The organism is Methylophilus aquaticus (assembly GCF_030769565.1).
GTDB classification, from domain to species: Bacteria; Pseudomonadota; Gammaproteobacteria; order Burkholderiales; family Methylophilaceae; genus Methylophilus; species Methylophilus aquaticus.
Genome location: NZ_JAVCAP010000014.1, coordinates 40,980 through 59,298, shown reverse-complemented (window position 1 = coordinate 59,298; position 18,319 = coordinate 40,980). Strand labels below are relative to the sequence as shown.

The 18,319-nt window shown below is 49.5% G+C and carries 18 protein-coding genes; 10 read left to right on the top strand and 8 right to left on the bottom strand.

Features of this window, described 5'->3' with window-relative positions:
- Positions 1–4 precede the first annotated feature (4 nt).
- Positions 5–2,482, bottom strand: a complete 2,478-nt coding sequence (locus Q9291_RS06795) for a L,D-transpeptidase Cds6 family protein (RefSeq protein WP_306389277.1) — start codon at positions 2,480–2,482, stop codon at positions 5–7.
- A gap of 100 nt (positions 2,483–2,582) precedes the next feature.
- Between Q9291_RS06795 and fur the strand changes: the two genes are divergently transcribed.
- Complete coding sequence (gene fur, locus Q9291_RS06790) at positions 2,583–3,008, top strand: ferric iron uptake transcriptional regulator (protein WP_306389276.1); 426 nt, start codon at positions 2,583–2,585, stop codon at positions 3,006–3,008.
- A gap of 22 nt (positions 3,009–3,030) precedes the next feature.
- Positions 3,031–3,531, top strand: a complete 501-nt coding sequence (locus tag Q9291_RS06785; protein ID WP_306389275.1) for a DNA-deoxyinosine glycosylase — start codon at positions 3,031–3,033, stop codon at positions 3,529–3,531.
- A 75-nt stretch (positions 3,532–3,606) separates the two neighbouring features.
- On the opposite strand, the gene recN is transcribed toward Q9291_RS06785, so the two are convergent.
- From recN to Q9291_RS06770, 3 genes are read right to left on the bottom strand one after another with little or no spacing between them, the layout of a single operon-like run.
- Complete coding sequence (recN, locus tag Q9291_RS06780; protein WP_306389274.1) at positions 3,607–5,259, bottom strand: DNA repair protein RecN; 1,653 nt, start codon at positions 5,257–5,259, stop codon at positions 3,607–3,609.
- A 9-nt stretch (positions 5,260–5,268) separates the two neighbouring features.
- Positions 5,269–5,637: a MoaF-related domain-containing protein gene (locus Q9291_RS06775; RefSeq protein WP_306389273.1), complete on the bottom strand. Its 369-nt coding sequence runs from the start codon at positions 5,635–5,637 to the stop codon at positions 5,269–5,271.
- Between the two features lie 5 nt (positions 5,638–5,642).
- Positions 5,643–6,512: an NAD(+) kinase gene (locus Q9291_RS06770; RefSeq protein ID WP_306389272.1), complete on the bottom strand. Its 870-nt coding sequence runs from the start codon at positions 6,510–6,512 to the stop codon at positions 5,643–5,645.
- A 104-nt stretch (positions 6,513–6,616) separates the two neighbouring features.
- Between Q9291_RS06770 and hrcA the strand changes: the two genes are divergently transcribed.
- The 8 genes from hrcA (at position 6,617) to waaF (ending at position 14,567) form a co-directional block, all read left to right on the top strand.
- Positions 6,617–7,633 (top strand): heat-inducible transcriptional repressor HrcA, encoded by a 1,017-nt coding sequence (gene hrcA / locus Q9291_RS06765; RefSeq protein WP_306389271.1) that lies wholly within the window; start codon positions 6,617–6,619, stop codon positions 7,631–7,633.
- Positions 7,634–7,773: 140 nt separating this feature from the next.
- Positions 7,774–8,007, top strand: a complete 234-nt coding sequence (locus Q9291_RS06760; RefSeq protein ID WP_306389270.1) for a YMGG-like glycine zipper-containing protein — start codon at positions 7,774–7,776, stop codon at positions 8,005–8,007.
- Positions 8,008–8,094: 87 nt separating this feature from the next.
- The gene (hemH, locus tag Q9291_RS06755) at positions 8,095–9,201 is read left to right on the top strand and encodes a ferrochelatase (protein WP_306389269.1); all 1,107 of its coding nucleotides are present in this window, start codon (positions 8,095–8,097) and stop codon (positions 9,199–9,201) included.
- A 106-nt stretch (positions 9,202–9,307) separates the two neighbouring features.
- Entirely contained in the window at positions 9,308–10,327 is a 1,020-nt protein-coding gene (locus tag Q9291_RS06750) for a hypothetical protein (RefSeq protein ID WP_306389268.1), read from the top strand.
- 190 nt (positions 10,328–10,517) lie between these two features.
- Entirely contained in the window at positions 10,518–11,507 is a 990-nt protein-coding gene (gene rfaD / locus Q9291_RS06745; RefSeq protein WP_306389267.1) for an ADP-glyceromanno-heptose 6-epimerase, read from the top strand.
- Between the two features lie 23 nt (positions 11,508–11,530).
- Positions 11,531–12,091 carry a D-sedoheptulose-7-phosphate isomerase gene (locus Q9291_RS06740; RefSeq protein ID WP_306389266.1) on the top strand — a complete coding sequence of 187 codons (561 nt, stop codon included), beginning with the start codon at positions 11,531–11,533 and terminating at the stop codon, positions 12,089–12,091.
- Positions 12,091–13,563 (top strand): D-glycero-beta-D-manno-heptose-7-phosphate kinase, encoded by a 1,473-nt coding sequence (gene rfaE1 / locus Q9291_RS06735; protein WP_306389265.1) that lies wholly within the window; start codon positions 12,091–12,093, stop codon positions 13,561–13,563. Before Q9291_RS06740 ends, rfaE1 begins: the two co-directional genes overlap by 1 nt.
- On the top strand, positions 13,560–14,567 hold the full coding sequence (gene waaF, locus Q9291_RS06730) for a lipopolysaccharide heptosyltransferase II (RefSeq protein WP_306389264.1): 1,008 nt from the start codon (positions 13,560–13,562) through the stop codon (positions 14,565–14,567). The genes rfaE1 and waaF overlap by 4 nt, the downstream gene beginning before the upstream one ends.
- On the opposite strand, the gene Q9291_RS06725 is transcribed toward waaF, so the two are convergent.
- From Q9291_RS06725 to Q9291_RS06710, 4 genes are all read right to left on the bottom strand, one after another.
- Complete coding sequence (locus tag Q9291_RS06725; protein WP_306389263.1) at positions 14,542–15,504, bottom strand: glycosyltransferase family 2 protein; 963 nt, start codon at positions 15,502–15,504, stop codon at positions 14,542–14,544. The genes waaF and Q9291_RS06725 overlap by 26 nt on opposite strands.
- Before the next feature lies 1 nt (position 15,505).
- Positions 15,506–16,699 carry an O-antigen ligase family protein gene (locus Q9291_RS06720; RefSeq protein WP_306389262.1) on the bottom strand — a complete coding sequence of 398 codons (1,194 nt, stop codon included), beginning with the start codon at positions 16,697–16,699 and terminating at the stop codon, positions 15,506–15,508.
- Between the two features lie 73 nt (positions 16,700–16,772).
- On the bottom strand, positions 16,773–17,588 hold the full coding sequence (gene rfaP / locus Q9291_RS06715) for a lipopolysaccharide core heptose(I) kinase RfaP (protein WP_306389261.1): 816 nt from the start codon (positions 17,586–17,588) through the stop codon (positions 16,773–16,775).
- Between the two features lie 33 nt (positions 17,589–17,621).
- The gene (locus tag Q9291_RS06710) at positions 17,622–18,308 is read right to left on the bottom strand and encodes a protein kinase family protein (RefSeq protein WP_306389260.1); all 687 of its coding nucleotides are present in this window, start codon (positions 18,306–18,308) and stop codon (positions 17,622–17,624) included.
- Positions 18,309–18,319: the final 11 nt, after the last annotated feature.

Sequence of the window (18,319 nt, the reverse complement as noted above, 5' to 3'; positions counted from 1 at the left end):
TTAGTTAAAAGCCAATTTGTTCCAGCACCCCATCCAGATGCTCTGCACTGCCTTCTGGCGCAGTCACATCACGCTTGGCTGCGGGTGCTGCTGCTTCAGTCGAAGTTGTTTCGCGCACAATCAACCACGCGTTTTGCGCTGGGTGATAACGTAACTGCAACTTTTTCAACATTTCATCACGGTAGACTTTGGATGCGTATTTTTGGGTAAAGGTCACTACGGCTTCATTGCCATTTTTCTGCACGTTCACATTACTGATGTCCACTGTAATCGCTCCCTGCTTGGGTGACAGACGCTGTTTACGCTGTGCCTCCCAGGCACGCTTGCTTGGCAATCCTTCCGGAACAAAGTCATCAGCATAGGCAGCCAGATAGTCGCTGATATTTTTGCTACGCCAGGCTTGTGCCCAGGCCTGCACTGAAGCTTCAACACTTTTCTCTGCAACAGCAGCTTCAGTGGCCGCGACTTGCGCCGGAGCTTTGGTGGGCGCAGCGGGTTCAGCCATATCGACTTTTGCTGATGCAACGGCGATTGCGGGAGCAGAAACAGACAAGGGCGTGACACGCTCGTGTGTGATTAACCAACGCTTCTGTGCCGGAGCGTAACGCAACTCCAGCGTTTTAAGCAACGCATCCTTGTACGACTTGGCCGCATACTTTTGCTCAAATTGCACCACTGCAGTATTGCCGTCACGCTGCACCTGCACATCATTCAGAACTAAACTAATCGCACCCTGCTTGGGAGACAAACGCTGCTTGCGCTGGGCTTCCCATGCAGCACGACTTGGCAATCCTTCTGCCACGAACTCTGGCGCATATGCACCCAAGTAGGCCCCAATATTTTTACTGCGCCAGGCCTGCGCCCATGCAGCCACAGCAGCATTGATTTGCGCATCGCCTGCCGGAGCATCCTGACTGATTTCAGTCTGTGCAGGCGTCACCGCCACAACTGGCACAACGGGTTGTGCTGCTGATTCAGACTTGCTGAACTCTGGCAAGGTGGCTGCCGGGACTTCTGAGACTGCTGATGCAACCTCTGGCGTTGGAACTACCGCTTGCACAGGCTCGGGCACTACGACCACGGGCGCCGCAGCGACTACCGGTGGCGCGGGCTCTTTAGCCACAGACTGCTTGACGGCTGGCGGCGGTGGCAATGCTGGTTCCGGCTCAACCACAGCTTCAGGCAGTTGTTCGGCAATAAATACTGGCGGCGGCTCAGCGGCATCAGCGGCGGCTTCCGCCTGCACACCTTTTTCAGTCACGGTATGAGTTGCGGCATCCACTGCAGGCGTATTGGACGCGGCCATATTACCCTTTACCATTTCATCAGGTGTTGGAATGACTGCTTCCGAGTATTCCCCTTCAGGAATAAAAGGAATCACCTCATCATCCTCAATGACTGGCTCAGCCACTGGCACAACAGCTGGTTTACTTTCAGATTTGGCCACAGTGACCGGCACTGGCGATTTTTCCGGGGCGACAGGCGCGCTGGATACTTCAGGTGTTGCGGCTACTACTGCCGCAACCGGGGCCGCAGCGACAGCAGCAGCTAGCACAGCCGGCTCCGGCGCACTGACGACTGCCGGGGCCGGTGGTGGTGGCAATACCGGCTCGGGCTCTGCAACGACCGCTGGCTCCGGCATGGCTTCCTGTTCAAAAACAGGCGTAGGCTCTGCTGATGCAGCACTTTCAACTTTTGGCGCAATACCTTTCTCGGTCACCTGACGCGCTTCAGCCGGGGCAGATGGCTGATTCGCTTCAGCCATATTGCCTTTAACCATCTCGTCAGGACTTGGCGCAAGTGCCTCGGCATACTCACCCTCTGGAATATAAGGTACAACCTCAGCATCTTCCGCGGCTGCTTTATCTTCCGCCGAACTGCTGGCTACACTTGCTGGAGCAGTCTGCGCTGAATTAACTGCAGGCTCCGGCTGCGCAGCAATCACTGGCTCTGATGCAGCAACAGCTGCTGTAGCCACAGTGTCTGCCGACTTGGCTTCAGGTGCATTTGCAGCAGCGGCTTTAACGCCCTGCTGATCCTCAGCCACCGCTTCATCTTTCCAAAACTTGAGTTTATCCGTCCAGGCCTGCTCTTTCTCAGCCGCAGTTTGCTTGGGTGCTTCTACAATCGTTTTCACATCAGGGTTATCCCCTGCTGCAACCACATCCCCCCGTACGGATACCAGACTGTCTTTATCAAAATCCAGAATCACACGGCGTTTTTCTACGATGACCCCTTGCTTGCGCAACTCGTAAAAATAATCCCATCGGTTATCTCTAAAGCTGTCAACAATTAATGGCGTCCCCATAATATAGCGTACTTGCGAGCGCGTCATGCCGGGGCGAAGTTGCAACAGCATTTTGGAAGTGACGACATTTCCCTGCTGCACTTCCATTTTAAAAGGTTTAACGGATGGAAGCTTTGCACCGCAGCCACTCTCGATAGAGGCAACCACCAATACAAAAAAGATAGAATTACGCATTGGATTCACTTTATAATCGGTATATTGAACACAAACATTAATATACCACGTAGTTTGGCCAATCAAATACGCCAGAATACGCAACACTGGACAAAACACTATGCATGATCCCAAAGAACTGAAGAATGCAGGCCTTAAAGCAACACTGCCCAGATTAAAAATTCTTGAATTGTTTGAAACCAGCGAACAACGCCATTTGTCCGCTGAAGACATTTATAAAATCATGATCACCAATGGTGAAGACGTCGGCTTGGCCACCGTTTATCGTGTACTCACGCAGTTTGAACAGGCTGGATTACTCGTGCGCCACCATTTTGAAAGTGGCAAAGCGGTGTTTGAGCTCAATGAAGGCAGCCATCACGACCATATTGTCTGTGTGCAATGTGGCCATGTGGAAGAGTTTTGCAACGAGGAAATTGAGAAGCTACAACACAAAGTCGCTGAAGACCGCGGCTTTAAAATCCACGACCACTCCCTGTATATTTACGCCGACTGTATCAAAACCAGCTGTCCGCACAAAAACTGATCCAAACTTTCTCAGTATCAGTATGCGCGCCAGCAGTTTTTTACCGATTGCGCGCGCAGATGCGCGCATACTGATACTGGGCTCCCTGCCCGGCCTAGCCTCGCTTAAGCAGCAACAATATTACGCTCACCCGCAAAATGCCTTCTGGCGAATTATCGAAGCTTTATATGGGATTCCGGCCTGGCTGCCATATCCGGAACGATGCCTGCATGTCATGCAAGCCAAACTGGCGATTTGGGATGTGTGCCAGTCCGCGCAAAGACAAGGCAGCCTTGACAGTGCGATTGAAAAAGAAAGCGTGATCGCCAACGATATTAATGGGCTATTAAGCCTGTGCCCTGACATTGCATTGATTGTGTTTAACGGCCTTGCAGCTGCCAGCCTGTTTAAAAAGCATATCAAGCTCAACCATCATATGGAAACGATGCACATTCAAACCATGACCTTACCGTCAACCAGCCCGGCACATGCAGGCATCGGCTTTGACGAAAAACTGGCAAGGTGGAAAGTCCTGTGTACCTAAAAACGTGCCCGAAAATACTTATCTGGGATGCGCATCGAGAATGCGGAATGTAAAGATAAAACTGCTGAGTGATGCTTAACCGACGCGCAGCATTTCCCTGGCATGATTTCTGGTTGTTTCCGTGATGTGCAAGCCGCCCAGCATTCTGGCAATTTCCTCTACGCGCTCTTCCGCATTCAGGGCACGAATCCGGCTTAACGTATTTCCATCTTGCTCGGCCTTGCTGACTTGCAGATGCTGCTGCGCCTGCGACGCCACCTGTGCCAGATGGGTAATGACCAGTACCTGACGGTGCTGGCCAAGCGCATTGAGCAACTGACCCACAACCTCAGCCACCCCGCCGCCAATACCCACATCCACTTCATCAAAAATCATGCATGGCACGGTGCCGAGTGAGGCCGTCGTCACCTGCAGTGCCAGGCTGATACGGGACAGCTCGCCCCCCGAGGCCACTTTATTCAATGGGCGCGGCTCCACACCGGCATGGCCTGCCACCAGAAATTCGACCTGTTCCAGTCCATATGCCGCCGCCTCGCAAGGAGTGAGTGCCACAGCAAACTGCCCGCCTTTCAGCGACAGTGCCTGCATTTGCTCCGTAATGGTTTTGGCTAATGTTTGCGCTGCCAGCTGGCGTGCTGCCGTCAAGGCCTGGGCGCTTTGCTGGTAGGTTTGCCACGCTGCATGTACCTGTTTTGCCAGCGCACCATCATCTGCCAGGTCTTCCAGTTCAGTCATCCGTGCAACATCCTGCTTCAGCAAGTCCGGCAGCTCTTCAGGCTTGATCCGGTATTTACGTGCCGTGCCATGAATGGCTTGCATTCTTGCTTCCACTTCGGCCAGGCGTTCGGGGTCCAGATCGGTTTTTTGCAAATAGCGGTTAAGCTGACGACTGGCCTCTTCAAGCTGGATAGCCGCTGAATCCAGGGTTTCAGCAATTGGCTGCAACTGCGCATCCATGTCCTGCAACTCGACCAGTTTGGCCTGGGTTTGCGCGAGCATTTCCAGCGCATTAACCTCGCCCTCGCTCATCAGCTGCAAACAGAGCTCCATGCCACTGAGCAGACTGGCACCGTTACTGAGTCTTGTATGCTCCAGTTGCAGGGTTAACCATTCCTCTTCGGAAAATGACAGTTGTTTGAGTTCGCGGGTTTTGTCGCGCAGTTCGGCCAGCTCATCCGCAAACTGGCTGGCATTTTTTTCGTAAGCCAGCTGTTGCTGATGCAATTGGTACCAGGCTTTAAAAAATTGGGAGACTTCTCTGGCCAGCGGGCCAGCTTGCGCATAGGCGTCCAGAATCTCGCGCTGCGTCGCTGTTTTAAGCAAGGAGTGATGTGCGTTCTGGCTGTAAATATCAATCAGGGCTTCACCGATCTCGCGCAACTGTCCAACAGTGGCCGTGACGCCGTTGATAAACGCCCGGCTGCGGCCATCTGCATAAATCACCCGACGCAACACCAGGGTGTCGTCCACATCCATTTCCTGGGCTTGCAGCCAGGCGCGCGCGCCTGCATTGCCAGCAATCGCAAAAGTGGTCGAGATCTCGGCTTTTTCACAACCTCTGCGCGTGACATCACCTTCATTACGCGCGCCCAGACTCAATGACAGGGCATCAATTAAAATGGATTTACCGGCGCCAGTTTCACCAGTGAGCGCGGTATAGCCCGATGCAAACTCCAAATCGAGTGCATCGACAATCACAAAATCACGGATAGAGAGTGCTTGCAGCATAGGTGTAATTTATTTTTCTCTTTTGATCGACCCGCGCAACACATAACGGGCAGACTGATCAATGATGGTGGAATAGACTTTCATGGACTTAAAATCGAGCACTTGTGTCACCTGGACACCACTTTTCTCAGTCCAGCTGACAAAATAAATATCGGGCCTCACCTGAATACGCTCGGGCAACTCTTCGCCACTAGCACCGGCCTCTTCACCCTGAATACATTCCCAGTGCATGCTTTTTTGATGGTTGGCAGTGACACGATAAACACTGCCACCTTCATAGCTGTATAAAAACTGTCCCTGCCAGGGCTGTGCGGCCCACACCGATTGGCTAGCTGCCAACAGCAGAAACCCTATCCCAGACCTAATCCATCCTTGCATGGCGACTAACCCCAGTTGAGTTTGTTACGTAACATATCAAAATAACAATAGCTTTGCGGATGCAGCAACTGTATTTTTTGTGCCGCACGCGCAATCCGTATGCGATCCCCTGGCAACAAAGGATATTGCCCCTGGCCATCAAAATTGATCTGGGCATCCGTGGCACTGACCACCGTGACTTCTATCGTACTTTCGGCAGGCACACTGACCGGGCGATAACTCAAGGTATGCGGGCTGATAGGGACGATAGAAATCGCATCCAGATCCGGATGCATAATCGGTCCCCCGGCAGACAGTGCATAAGCGGTAGTGCCAGTGGGTGTACTTAAAATCAGGCCATCTGCCCGCTGACGTGACACAAACTTGCCATCGACATGCACTTCGAGTTCAATCAGCCGCACTGCACTTTTAATGACGACATCATTCAAGGCAACGGTATGGTAAATGCTGCTTTCCCCTCGCATGACTGACGATTGTAACAACATGCGAGACTCAATCTGGTATTCCCCTGCCAGGATTTTATCAAGCTCGACCAGCATGTTATCCGTTTGCAAATCGGTCAAAAATCCCAATCGGCCCCGGTTAATGCCCACCAGTGGCGCAGCAGACTCGCGTAATGCGCGCCCCACGCTGAGCATGGTGCCATCGCCCCCCATCACAATCACCAGATCGGACTTTTCACCAATGCGGTCAAGATCAGTGACGACAAAGCCGTCGTAACCAATAAATTTTGCCGTATTTTCTTCAACACAGACATGCAGACCTTGCTGCAAAAGATGATGGGCCAACCGGGTTAAGTCGCTTTGCATCTGCTGCAATGCGTTTTCATCCATGTATTTACCAACGATCGCGACAGAAGAGAAAGGAAAGGACATGCGCGCATTAAAGCATATTCAACCTAGACTGAAAAGCACGCAGGGCTGTTAAGTCAGCATCAAATCAGGCAAAATCAGTATTGTAGATTTTTGAGTCACTCGCCTTGGACAAAAGAGCACAAATACTGTTAAAAACACTGGTGGAACATTACATCAGCGACGGACAACCAATCGGCTCCCGCACACTGTTGCAGCATTCCGGGCTGGATGTGAGTCCTGCGACCATCCGTAACGTGATGAGTGATCTGGAACAATTAGGGTTTATCGCCAGTCCGCACACCTCCGCCGGACGTGTGCCCACGCAAAAAGGCTATCGCCTGTTTGTCGACTCTCTGCTGACGGTCAAACCGATTGATGCGCGCGCCATCAGCCAGCTTAAATCCGGACTTTCCTCGCCTGACCCGCAAGCACTGATCAACAATGCGGCAGATATGTTGTCGCAACTCACCCAGTTTGCGGGCGTAATACTCACCCCCAAACGGAGCCGCAACCTGCTCAAACACCTGGAATTCTTGCTCCTTTCCGAGAAAAAAATTCTGGTCATTCTGGTGACGGATGATGGACAGGTACAAAACCGCATCCTGATGACAGAAAAAGCCTTTAGTGCCAGCGAACTCACCGCAGCAAGCAATTACGTCAACACGCATTGCAGCGGGCTGACACTGGATGAAGTGCAACTTAAACTCAGACAGGAATTGCAACAAATGCAGGCGGATATTAACCACCTGATGTCTGCTGCACTCGATGCCGCCAGCCAGCCTGAACAAACCAACAAAGAAGCCGTTGTCATTTCCGGTGAGCGCAACCTGCTGGAAGTCGATGAACTGTCAGCCAATGTAGGCAGCTTGCGCAAACTGTTCGAGATTTTCGAGCGGCGTACCGCCCTGATGCAACTGCTGGACCAAAGCCAGCGCGCAGATGGCGTGCAAATTTTTATTGGCGGCGAAAGCGGCTACCTGCCACTGGATGAATGCAGCATGGTCACTGCCCCCTATGATGTCGATGGGCAAGTGGTTGGCACCCTGGGCGTGATTGGCCCAACCCGCATGGCTTACGAGCGCATCATCCCGATTGTGGATGTCACGGCCAAGCTGCTCTCAAATGCACTTTCCAATCAGTAAGGATATTGCACAACCTAATCAATTCTGACACTTGTTTGTCAGATAAATCCGACAAAAAAATAGGCATTCAACTGCTATTATGCAGCCCTCAATATCGACATAATCCACTCAAATCTCAATCAACATCAAGGGAGAACCCTATGCACAGCAGCAAAAACAAAGCATTTAGCAAATCACTCACCTGGACCACTGTACTTGTCCTCGCATTAAGCACGACAGCCTGTGGCACCATGAGCACACGCGGCAAAAGCACAGCGGTTGGCGCGGGCATCGGCGCAGTGGCCGGAGCAGTACTCACTGGCGGCAGCTCAGTAGGTACCGTAGGTGGCGCAGCCATTGGCGGCGTGATCGGTAACCAGATTCATAAAAAGTAATGCATTGACTCGCCTCACAGACAGGCGAGTCGCACTTTTTTACAAAGCATGCGTCATAAGGGCATTTTAATCGCTTAAAATGCCCTTATGACATACTACAACCCCGAACCTCCCTACACCCACGGCAGCCAACCCAAGGTTGGCATTTTACTGGCAAACCTCGGCACACCCGATGCGCCCACTGCCAAAGCCCTGCGTCCCTATTTACAGCAATTTCTGATGGATAGACGCGTGGTCGAAATTCCTCGCTTTATCTGGTGCTGGATTCTGCACTGCATCATCCTGGTGATTCGTCCGAAAAAATCGGCAGAAAAATATGCCAGCGTGTGGACAGACCAAGGCTCACCGCTGATGGTCTATGCCCAGCAACAGAAAACCTTATTGCAACAGAGCCTGGCTAAGCACATCAACAGCCCGTTTGCCGTCGAACTCGGCATGACCTACGGCAACCCCAGCATGAAAAGCGCCATTGAATCGCTCAAAGCCCAAGGCTGCGACCGCATTCTGGTATTCCCGCTCTACCCCCAATACGCTGCCAGCAGCACTGCAGCGGCGTTAGATGCCGTGTGGCGCGTACTGCTTAAAATGCGCAATGTGCCTGCCATCCGCACCATCAAGCACTACCACGACCATCCACTCTATATTCAAGCACTCGCCAGCCATATCAAAGCCTACTGGCAACAACACGGCCAGCCGGAGAAACTGGTCATGAGTTTTCACGGCGTGCCCAAATTCCACCTGATGAAGGGCGACCCCTACCACTGCGAATGCCATAAAACGGCTCGTTTACTGGCAGAGGCCTTAGGCTTAAACAAAGAGCAATATCAGGTTGCCTTCCAATCCCGCTTTGGCCGTCAGGAATGGCTGCAACCCTACCTCGCCAACACGCTGGATGCTCTGGGCAAACAACAAGTCAAACGGATAGATGTCGTTTGTCCCGGCTTTAGCAGCGACTGCCTAGAGACATTGGAAGAAATTGCCATGGAAGGTAAACACTTGTTCCAGTCTGTGGGCGGTGGTGAGTATCACTATATTCCAGCACTGAATAGTGAACCTGTATGGCTTGAAGCGATGCGAGATATTGCCTTGGAGCACTTGCAGGGGTGGGTAAGTAATGAGTTTGACTTAAAAAAAGCGGAGATTGAAGCACAAGAGAGTAAGCATCGTGCGCTGGAACTAGGTAGTAACCAATAATTTTAATTATATTAAGAAGCCTATAAATTTGGCATTCTAAATGTTTAACTCAAAATGAAAACTATAGAACATGACTTACTAGCAACAACAGTACTTAGGGACAAATATGGCCACAGTTTTTTTTCCTAGCGAATGCACTGAAATTGCAGTTTTCTCCTTTTGCGCTGAAGTTTTCAGCCATGCAGGTGCAGAGAATGTTTTAATTGATTTTTCAAAAATGGGAAGAATTGAGCCGTTCACCATGGGGTATGTGGCTAAACAAATAAGAGACTTCAACAGAGAAAACTCTGCTACAACAGTAAGTTGCATGGGCCACAAAAATAAAGATTATGCTGCTAATATGGGATTTTTTAGAGCATTTGGTTTAAAACATGGACGTGAGCCCAACTGTACTGATGGCAATGATCGATTTGTACCTTTCACAATATTACGGATCAAGACTATCAAGGAAGAGGCAGCGAAAGAGTGGGAAGTTGAACAAGAAATTATCGAACGTCGCTCCGAACACCTTGCAAAAATTCTCACTCAAGAAGATAAGGGCAATTTGGTTGATGCACTTACTTTTTCAATTCGCGAAATGATGCGAAATGTTCTGGAACACAGTGAGTCCAAAAGTATGGAATATTGTGCTCAATATTGGCCAACATATCACAAAGTCGAAATCTCAATTCTCGATAACGGAATAGGATTAATGACCTCCTTGCAAAATAACCCATATGTTCAAATAAACTCTCATTCCGATGCAATCCAGCAAGCTTTAATGCCTGCAATATCCAGTAAAAATTACAAAGGCGCTCGTATTAATACAAACGATCCATGGCACAACTCGGGTTTTGGCTTGTACATGATTAGTCGAATATGTCGATTAGGTGGGTCTTTTTTGATATGCAGTGGGGATCATGCTATTAAACTTGATGAAAACTCAAAAACTCACATCGACCTAAATCATCACTTTAAAGGTACAGCTGTTCGTTTAGTATTAAATACAAGTAAACTAACCGAGCTAGGTACTATGCTTGCAAAATTTCGCGACGAGGGTTACGAAGTTGCAAGACAAATTAAAGCCTCTGGTATGTACACAGCTTCCGCAGCATCACAAATGTTGTCTCGTGACTTTGCCAAATAACCGTAAGGCTCTATTTATTCATCTACCTCAATACCAAAACGCGACAATTGATTGAAATCACTTGGCAAAGTATCAAGAACCACTAGTAAACATGTCCCCAATAAGTGGTAGTGAGAAACCATCTCTGATTCATGCCAGCCCTTCCAGATTACGCGTTATAATCGCGGTTTAACGTTTTAATCACTCCCCTATGATCATTATCACCGGTGGTGCAGGCATGATTGGTTCTATCATGGCCTGGCATTTGAACAACAAACTGGGTCGCCAAGACCTGGTGATTGTTGACCGCATCACGCATGAAAGCCAGTGGCAAAACCTGGTGCACAGGCACTATGCCGAATATCTGGACAAAGACCAGTTGTTCGACTTTCTGGAGGATAACGATGACATCACTGCGGTGATTCATATGGGCGCGATCAGTGCGACCACCGAGCGTGACTTTAACAAGCTGGTGGCAGATAACATGCATTATTCGCAGGACTTGTGGTCGTGGTGTGCGGAATACGAAGTGCCGTTCTTTTATGCCAGTTCTGCCGCGACCTATGGTGGCGGTGAACAAGGCTATGACGATGCCAGCATCGACAACCTGCGCCCGTTAAATGGCTATGGCTATTCCAAACACTTTTTTGACCAGTGGGTGTTGCAGCAGGTGAACCAGAAGCAACCAGCGCCACCCGCCTGGGCAGGATTCAAGTTTTTTAACGTCTACGGGCCGAATGAGTACCACAAGGAACGTATGGCCAGCGTGGCATATCACACGTTTAACCAGTTTAAAGAAACCGGCACCATGCGCCTGTTTAAAGGCACCAAGGCTGGCGTGGAAGATGGTATGCAATTGCGTGACTTTGTCTATGTAAAAGACGTGGCGGATGTGATGGCATTCTTTCTCGAGGCCGCATTAAAAAACAAACCGGTCGCAAGTGCGATTTATAACATTGGCACGGGGCAGGCGCGCAGTTTTAAAGATCTGGCGACCAATGTGATGACCAGCATGCAACGCGAACCCAATATTACTTATATTGATATGCCGCAGGACTTACAGGGCAAATATCAGTACTTTACCCAGGCCGAGATGCAGAAACTGCGTGAGGCGGGCTATAAAAAACCTTTTACGTCACTGGAAGAAGGCGTCAAGGATTACGTGCAGAACTATTTGCTGCAGGATGACCCTTACGCATAACTTCCTCAGAGATTGTGAGCGATATGAACCATATTGAATATCTTAAAGGCGAACATGCTGCCCATGTGGTGATGTTCCAGGCATTGGAGCCACTCTTTCCGCTGATCAGTGATGTTGGCAACCTGTTGCGCGACTGTATTCAACGCGGTGGCAAGATTTTGCTGTGCGGCAACGGTGGCAGCGCGGCGGATAGTCAGCACATTGCGGCTGAGATTGTCGGACGCTTTAAAAAGGAGCGCAAAGGGTTGCCATCAATCGCGCTGACTACGGATACGTCTATCCTGACCTCCGTCGGCAATGACTATGGCTATGACTATATCTTTGCGCGCCAGGTGGAGGCTTTGTGTCGTCCAGAGGATGTATTGATTGGGCTGACGACTAGTGGTAACAGCGCCAATGTGGTCCGCGCGATTGAAACTGCCAATGAAATCGGCGCAACCACCATCGGCCTGACAGGTGGCAGTGGCGGTAAAATGAATGCATTGTGCACGCACAATATCGTGGTGCCTTCCAGCGTCACCGCCCGCATTCAGGAAGCGCATATTTTTATTGGCCATTGCCTGTGTGAAATCCTGGAATCCTGATGACTGGCACTGCACTGCATAACAACATCGCAACCCTGGTTGCGCATTTTGGCGAACAAAAGCAACACGCACTGGTGATTGGCGACGTCATGCTGGATCGTTACCTGATGGGTGAGGTCAACCGCATTTCACCTGAAGCCCCGGTACCGGTTGTATTGATCAAATCCGAGCAACAACGTGCGGGTGGCGCGGCCAATGTGGCTGCTAACCTGGCGCTGCTGGGCATTAATACCAAGATGATAGGCCTGATCGGAAAAGACAATGAAGGCGAGCGTTTATTGACGGCCATGTCGGATTACGGCATTGATACGCATGCCATGATCACTACACCATCGCGTCCGACCATCGCCAAAACCCGTATCTTGGGCGGTCATCAGCAAATGATGCGGCTGGATCAGGAAATCACGACGGCACTGTCAGCCACTGAAGTGGCTGATGTGATGCAAGCCATACAAAGTGCCTTGCAACAGCAACCTGCGTTGGTGATTTTGTCTGACTATGCAAAAGGCCTGCTGACCGAGCAAGTATGCCAATACGTGATCCGTTATGGCCGCGAGCACCAGATCCCGGTGCTGGTGGATCCCAAAGGACGTAATTACGACAAATACCGTGGTGCCACCGCGCTGACGCCCAACAAAAAAGAAACCGCAGAAGCCTGCGATACGCAGACCCAGGATGCTGTACTTATTGATAAAGCCAGCACACTCAAAAATAGTCTCGCTTTGGACTTTTTAGCGGTGACGCGCGGTGAAGAAGGCATTACGCTGATTACTGATCGTACAGATCATTTAGCCGCAACGGCCAAGCAGGTCTTTGATGTGTCGGGCGCGGGTGATACGGTCATCGCAACGCTGGCGGCTGGACTGATGCATGGACTGTCGCCACTCGATAGCCTATCACTGGCGAATATTGCTGCTGGTGTGGTGGTGGGCAAGGTGGGCACCGTGCCCATTACCAAAGCAGACCTGATGGATGCGATTGCCACTGCACAAGGCAGCCAGCAGGCGCATAAAGTGAGTGAGCTGCCTGAGTTGCTGCGAAAAGTCGCCACCTGGAAACAGCAAGGGCAAAAAATCGTGTTCACCAATGGCTGCTTTGATTTACTGCATGCCGGGCATGTGACCTACCTAGAGGGTGCCAAAAAACGGGGTGACAAGCTGATTCTAGGCTTGAACACTGACCGATCGGTGTCTGCCCTTAAAGGCCCGACCAGACCTGTCGTGAATGAACAAGACCGTGCCCGCGTGCTGGCAGCGCTGGAGTCGATTGATGCCGTGATCCTGTTTGATGAAGATACCCCGCTCGCACTGATCAATGCCATCCAGCCACATGTGATCGCCAAAGGCAGTGACTACAGCGCCGATCAGGTGGTGGGTGGCAAAGAGGTGTTGTCGTGGGGCGGCGAAATTGCCCTGATTGACCTGGTAGAAGGCCGCAGCACCACCAACCTGATTAAAAAATTGCACGCATGAACAAGATACTGGTGATGGGCCCGGCGTGGGTGGGCGACATGGTAATGGCGCAAAGCCTGTTCAAGCAGCTCAAAATCGACCAGCCTGACTGTCAGATCAGCGTCGCGGCACCAGCTTGGACAATGCCCTTGCTGGAGAGAATGCCGGAAGTATCACAAGCGATTGCCCTGCCCTTTAAGCATGGCGATGTGGCGCTACGTGAACGCTTTCAATGTGGCCGTTCATTGGCAAACCAAGGCTTTACGCAAGCCATATTGCTCACCAACAGTCTCAAATCAGCGATTCTGCCATGGGCCGCCAACATCCCGGTCCGTACCGGCTTTAAAGGCGAGATGCGCTATGGGTTGGTGAATGATATGCGGCCACTGGATAAAAGCGTGCTCAAAAAAACGGTCGAGCGCTTTGTCGCATTAGGGCTACCCAAATCAGCCGCGTTACCCGGCCAATTACCTCAGCCTGCCTTACTGGCTGATCCGGCGCGCGCGCGTAACTTGCTCACTACGTTCAACATCCTGCACTCCGACCAACCTGTATTAGGGTTATGCCCGGGCGCAGAATATGGCGAAGCCAAACGCTGGCCTTCTGAATACTATGCTGAAGTCGCCAATCATGCATTGAACCACGGCTGGCAAGTCTGGCTATTCGGCTCGGAAAAAGATAAACCCGTCACAGCCAGCATCCAGCAACACACACACAAAAAGTGTGTAGATCTGGCGGGAACAACCAAGCTAGGCGAAGCAATCGATTTAATGTCACTTTGTCATACAGTAATCAGTAACGACTCCGGTCTCATGCATGTGGCCGCCGCACTCGATAAAAAACTGATCGCCATTTATGGTTCATCTGACCCCAAGCACACACCGCCCATGCACCCACAAGCAGTGGTTGAATACCTTGCGCTGGAATGCAGCCCTTGTTTTGAGCGTGTCTGTCCTTTAGGGCATTTAAACTGCCTGAAACTGATCAGGCCAGACTCCGTTATTGGCAAAATCGTCGCATCATAGCCAACAGATCATCCAATGCCATGACCTGCGTTTTTCTTAGTTCAGCCCGCGCGCGCAGTACCTCTGGCAGCTTTAAACATGCCAAATAGAATCCTCTAAGATTCACATGATCCAGTAATAGAAGCTCACCAAGCAATTGAATCAGGGAAGCGGGTATAGCGCAAAAAATCAACTGGCATCTGGTTAAATGCATCCACTCAAGAATATAGCGATTTCTTCTTCTTATTGCTTTGATATAGTTCATTTTTACATTTGAGCGAATGGATCCAACACTCTGATGCACAATATGCACGCCAGGCTCAAAATAGCTCTCCCAACCACGACTCCATGCACGAAGGCCCAAATCATAATCCTCACTATAAAAAGGCTTATAAATTGGATGAAATCCGCCCAGAGCCAGAAACATAGACTTTCTCACCATAAAAGATCCGCCATGCGCGTAAGCACATGGCAGCCTTTTTCCTTCTGATCGCAATTGCAGCGCTTTTTCTAAAGTCCAATTTACCAATTTAAGCGTACCAAATTTAAATTGGCGCAAGTTCCAGGAGTGGCGCTTAACTTGTTTGCGTTCATCATAAATCAGCGGATTCACTGAAAACGTGTTGGTATCTTCAAAATAGGGAGTCAGCGCAGCAAAAATATTGAGAGAAACTTCCACGTCTGAATTCAGCAAAAATAGCAACTCTGTATTCGCCGCATTCACACCACTATGAATCGCTTCGGCGAACCCTTTATTTTGTGTATGTAAGACTAATTTCGCCTGTGGAAACTCATCTTTCAGGACGTCAATACTGTGATCACTAGATCCATCGTCCACCACGATCAGAAAGGATTCGCCAGGATAATGCACCATGGCATTGAGTACTGAAGGAATATTTTTTTTCAACAAATGTGCGCCATTGTAATTTGGAATCACAACTGTAATCGGGGCATGCATGTTAACGGCTCCGGATATGTTTTAAATATAAGCATATACCCGTCACGACGGCCAAAACATTCAGGTTCATGCTGACAAAAAATGGCATTGTAATACCTACACTAAAGATATCGATGGTCACGACCATCAACAACAGTAAATAAATCCAGGCAGGTGAATAATCGACGCGGGATCTTAAATAGGCAGAAATGATAAAGCGATATAGAGATAAGAGTCCGGCCAATACCAACAACGTACCGACAACACCATATTGATATAGCACCTCTAGCACGGCATTGTGAGGACTATTAAAGTCAATATTTTCCTTTATATGATAGCGTGAGTATCGAGGAAACTCCTGCTCGAACCCATGAAGGCCATGTCCAAATACCCATTGAAAAATATTACTATTATTTTGCATTTCCCATGCATCTTGCCAAATAGTGACGCGCTCCTCAGTGTTGGCATGCATGATCAAATCCTCCCAACGAGATTTGAAATTGCCGATATTTGTTGCAGCCAATCCCACACACAACACACTTGTGGCCAGCAATAAAAACATCGCATGTTTCCGGCGCAAAAAAATGGCAATGATGCCAACCGATAATAAAAGGCCAATCCAGGTGGGTCTTGAAGATGTGTTGATCAAGACAACACCAAGGATGATTGATGACAATCCAAGTAAATAACGATGAATCAACCGTTGATGTTTAATTGCCAGAAAACATCCGATCACCAGAAAAAAAGCACTGAATATTGCCAGGTAATGTGGATTCTTTGTTGTGCCAAAGTCTTTTTGCAGGAAGTACAATGCCACACCCTGTGAAATGGTATACAGATAAACCAGATTACTGCTAACGTTCATCAACTTGGGTTTGATAATGGCATGGTAAGAAGAAAGAAAGGTGATGCCGATCATCAGGCCGATAGCCAGTAACAAATGCCTGACGCTTTTAATATCAAAAGGAAAGTGCTGTGTTGCAAACCATTCTGCGCCAATAAACGCCAACCATAGCGCAACTGCGCCATAAATCACAACAGCATGCTCTTGTGCTGTTTGCTTATAGTAGGAAAAAGCAAACCCTAACACGAACAACAGATTCAGGTAAGCAAAGGATCTGTATAGATCTGCAAATGTGAGGGCTTGTAAAAACAGGCTGGACACAATTACATAAAAGTGAATCAAAGGGATTGGAAGTTTGGTTTTATTAAACATGGTCATTTTAGTTGGTATGATATGTTTGAATCGATCAGCATGCTGCGAGCATGCTATCGAACCAGTATATTGATCACATCGATATTCCTGCTTCTCGCTTGCGTAGCAACTTGGCATCCAGCTTCCTGGCGCGGCATTCTATTGCTAGCAAAAAGTGGGCATGCAACAACACCTGACGTAAAGGCTGTTGATAATAGACCTTCAGGAACCTGAGCACATCACGTTTTGTCAGTCCGATGTGCAGTGCAGAAAAATACAAGCCTGCCAGATCCTTCAGCCGCTTGCCATGAGGCAAATATGAATGAATTTCGACGCGGTGCAAATCCATCAAGTGCAGCCTGAAATTACCCGTCTCCAGATCAGTCAGCAACAGAGAAAAATGGCATAAATAAAAATCCCGGTGCCACATACCATGCGCATGGAAACGACTTGCCAATTCAGCCACTTTGACAATCAATTGCTGCTTTAACTTAAACGCTGGCTGCTGATATTGCCAGTGCTGGCAAAGGGTTTCCAGCGTAACAATATCCCCCAGGTCACGGGTCATCACAAACGATTGTTTGCGCGCAGGGTTGCAACCGCGCTCTCCATACATCAGTAATGGCGTGGTAGCGATGCCTATCGTATTCAGCTTTTGAATGGCTTTCCACTCATTGCGCGCACCGATCACTGGCCACTTCAGGGTCAACAGATTTTTCAGTATTTCAAACCAGCCCACGCCGAAGTGTTTTTTTATAAAAACCGACTCATTCCCCAGCTGTAATTTATGCGTTTGCCTGTCCTTAACCGTACGAAAGACTTCACCGGATAATGCCATCAGCGCATCAAAGTCAGTAATGACAGGCGTGTAGCCTGGCTCAGTATGGATAGTTGGAGCTTTATTCAACACGATACTCAATAAGGTCATAAGGGCATTAGGTAATTATTTGATCACTTGCAAATAATCAACGGAGGCCATGATTGTATCAGCGCAGTTATTTCCTCTTGGGGATTGGCTATAACCGTGCATGACACTACGCCAAAATGTAGCATCAAGTAAGCGCATTTCTTCCCGGTATTTACCTAAGCGAATAAAACTGCGGACGCGTGTAGCACAACGCAGGGGCCATGGATAAATCGTCATATCAGAAATGTCAATCAGACCAAATTGGCCATCAGGGGTTAGCAATACATTGCCGCTGTGCAAGGAATGAAAGTGAATACCCTGATCATGCAACTCAGCCAGAAAACGCCCCAGCTTCTCAGCCAGTGATTTAATTGCGGGTAACTCACTTTGCATTAATTGGCGCAGTGTTTGTCCAGCGAGCGGCTGATAAATAACCGCCGTGTGCCCTGCTTTTGGCAAATGGTGTAGTGACTTTACCGTGACTGTCGGTATATTGCGTGCCTGCAGGCGTAACGCATTGCGATAAAAACGCCTGGCATGTGAATACATCCGCGCCCCGCTTAACCAGCGACGCGCGCGAAAAATCTTCAGAAAATCCCCATTACTCAAGCGTACGACCTTCAGGCCGCGCACATCTTGCTCGATCACCTGACCGCCCTGACACAAGTCAATCAGCATTTCATCGGTAAGCAATGTACTGCTTGTACTTCGCAGCGTTAGCATGCCACACCCAC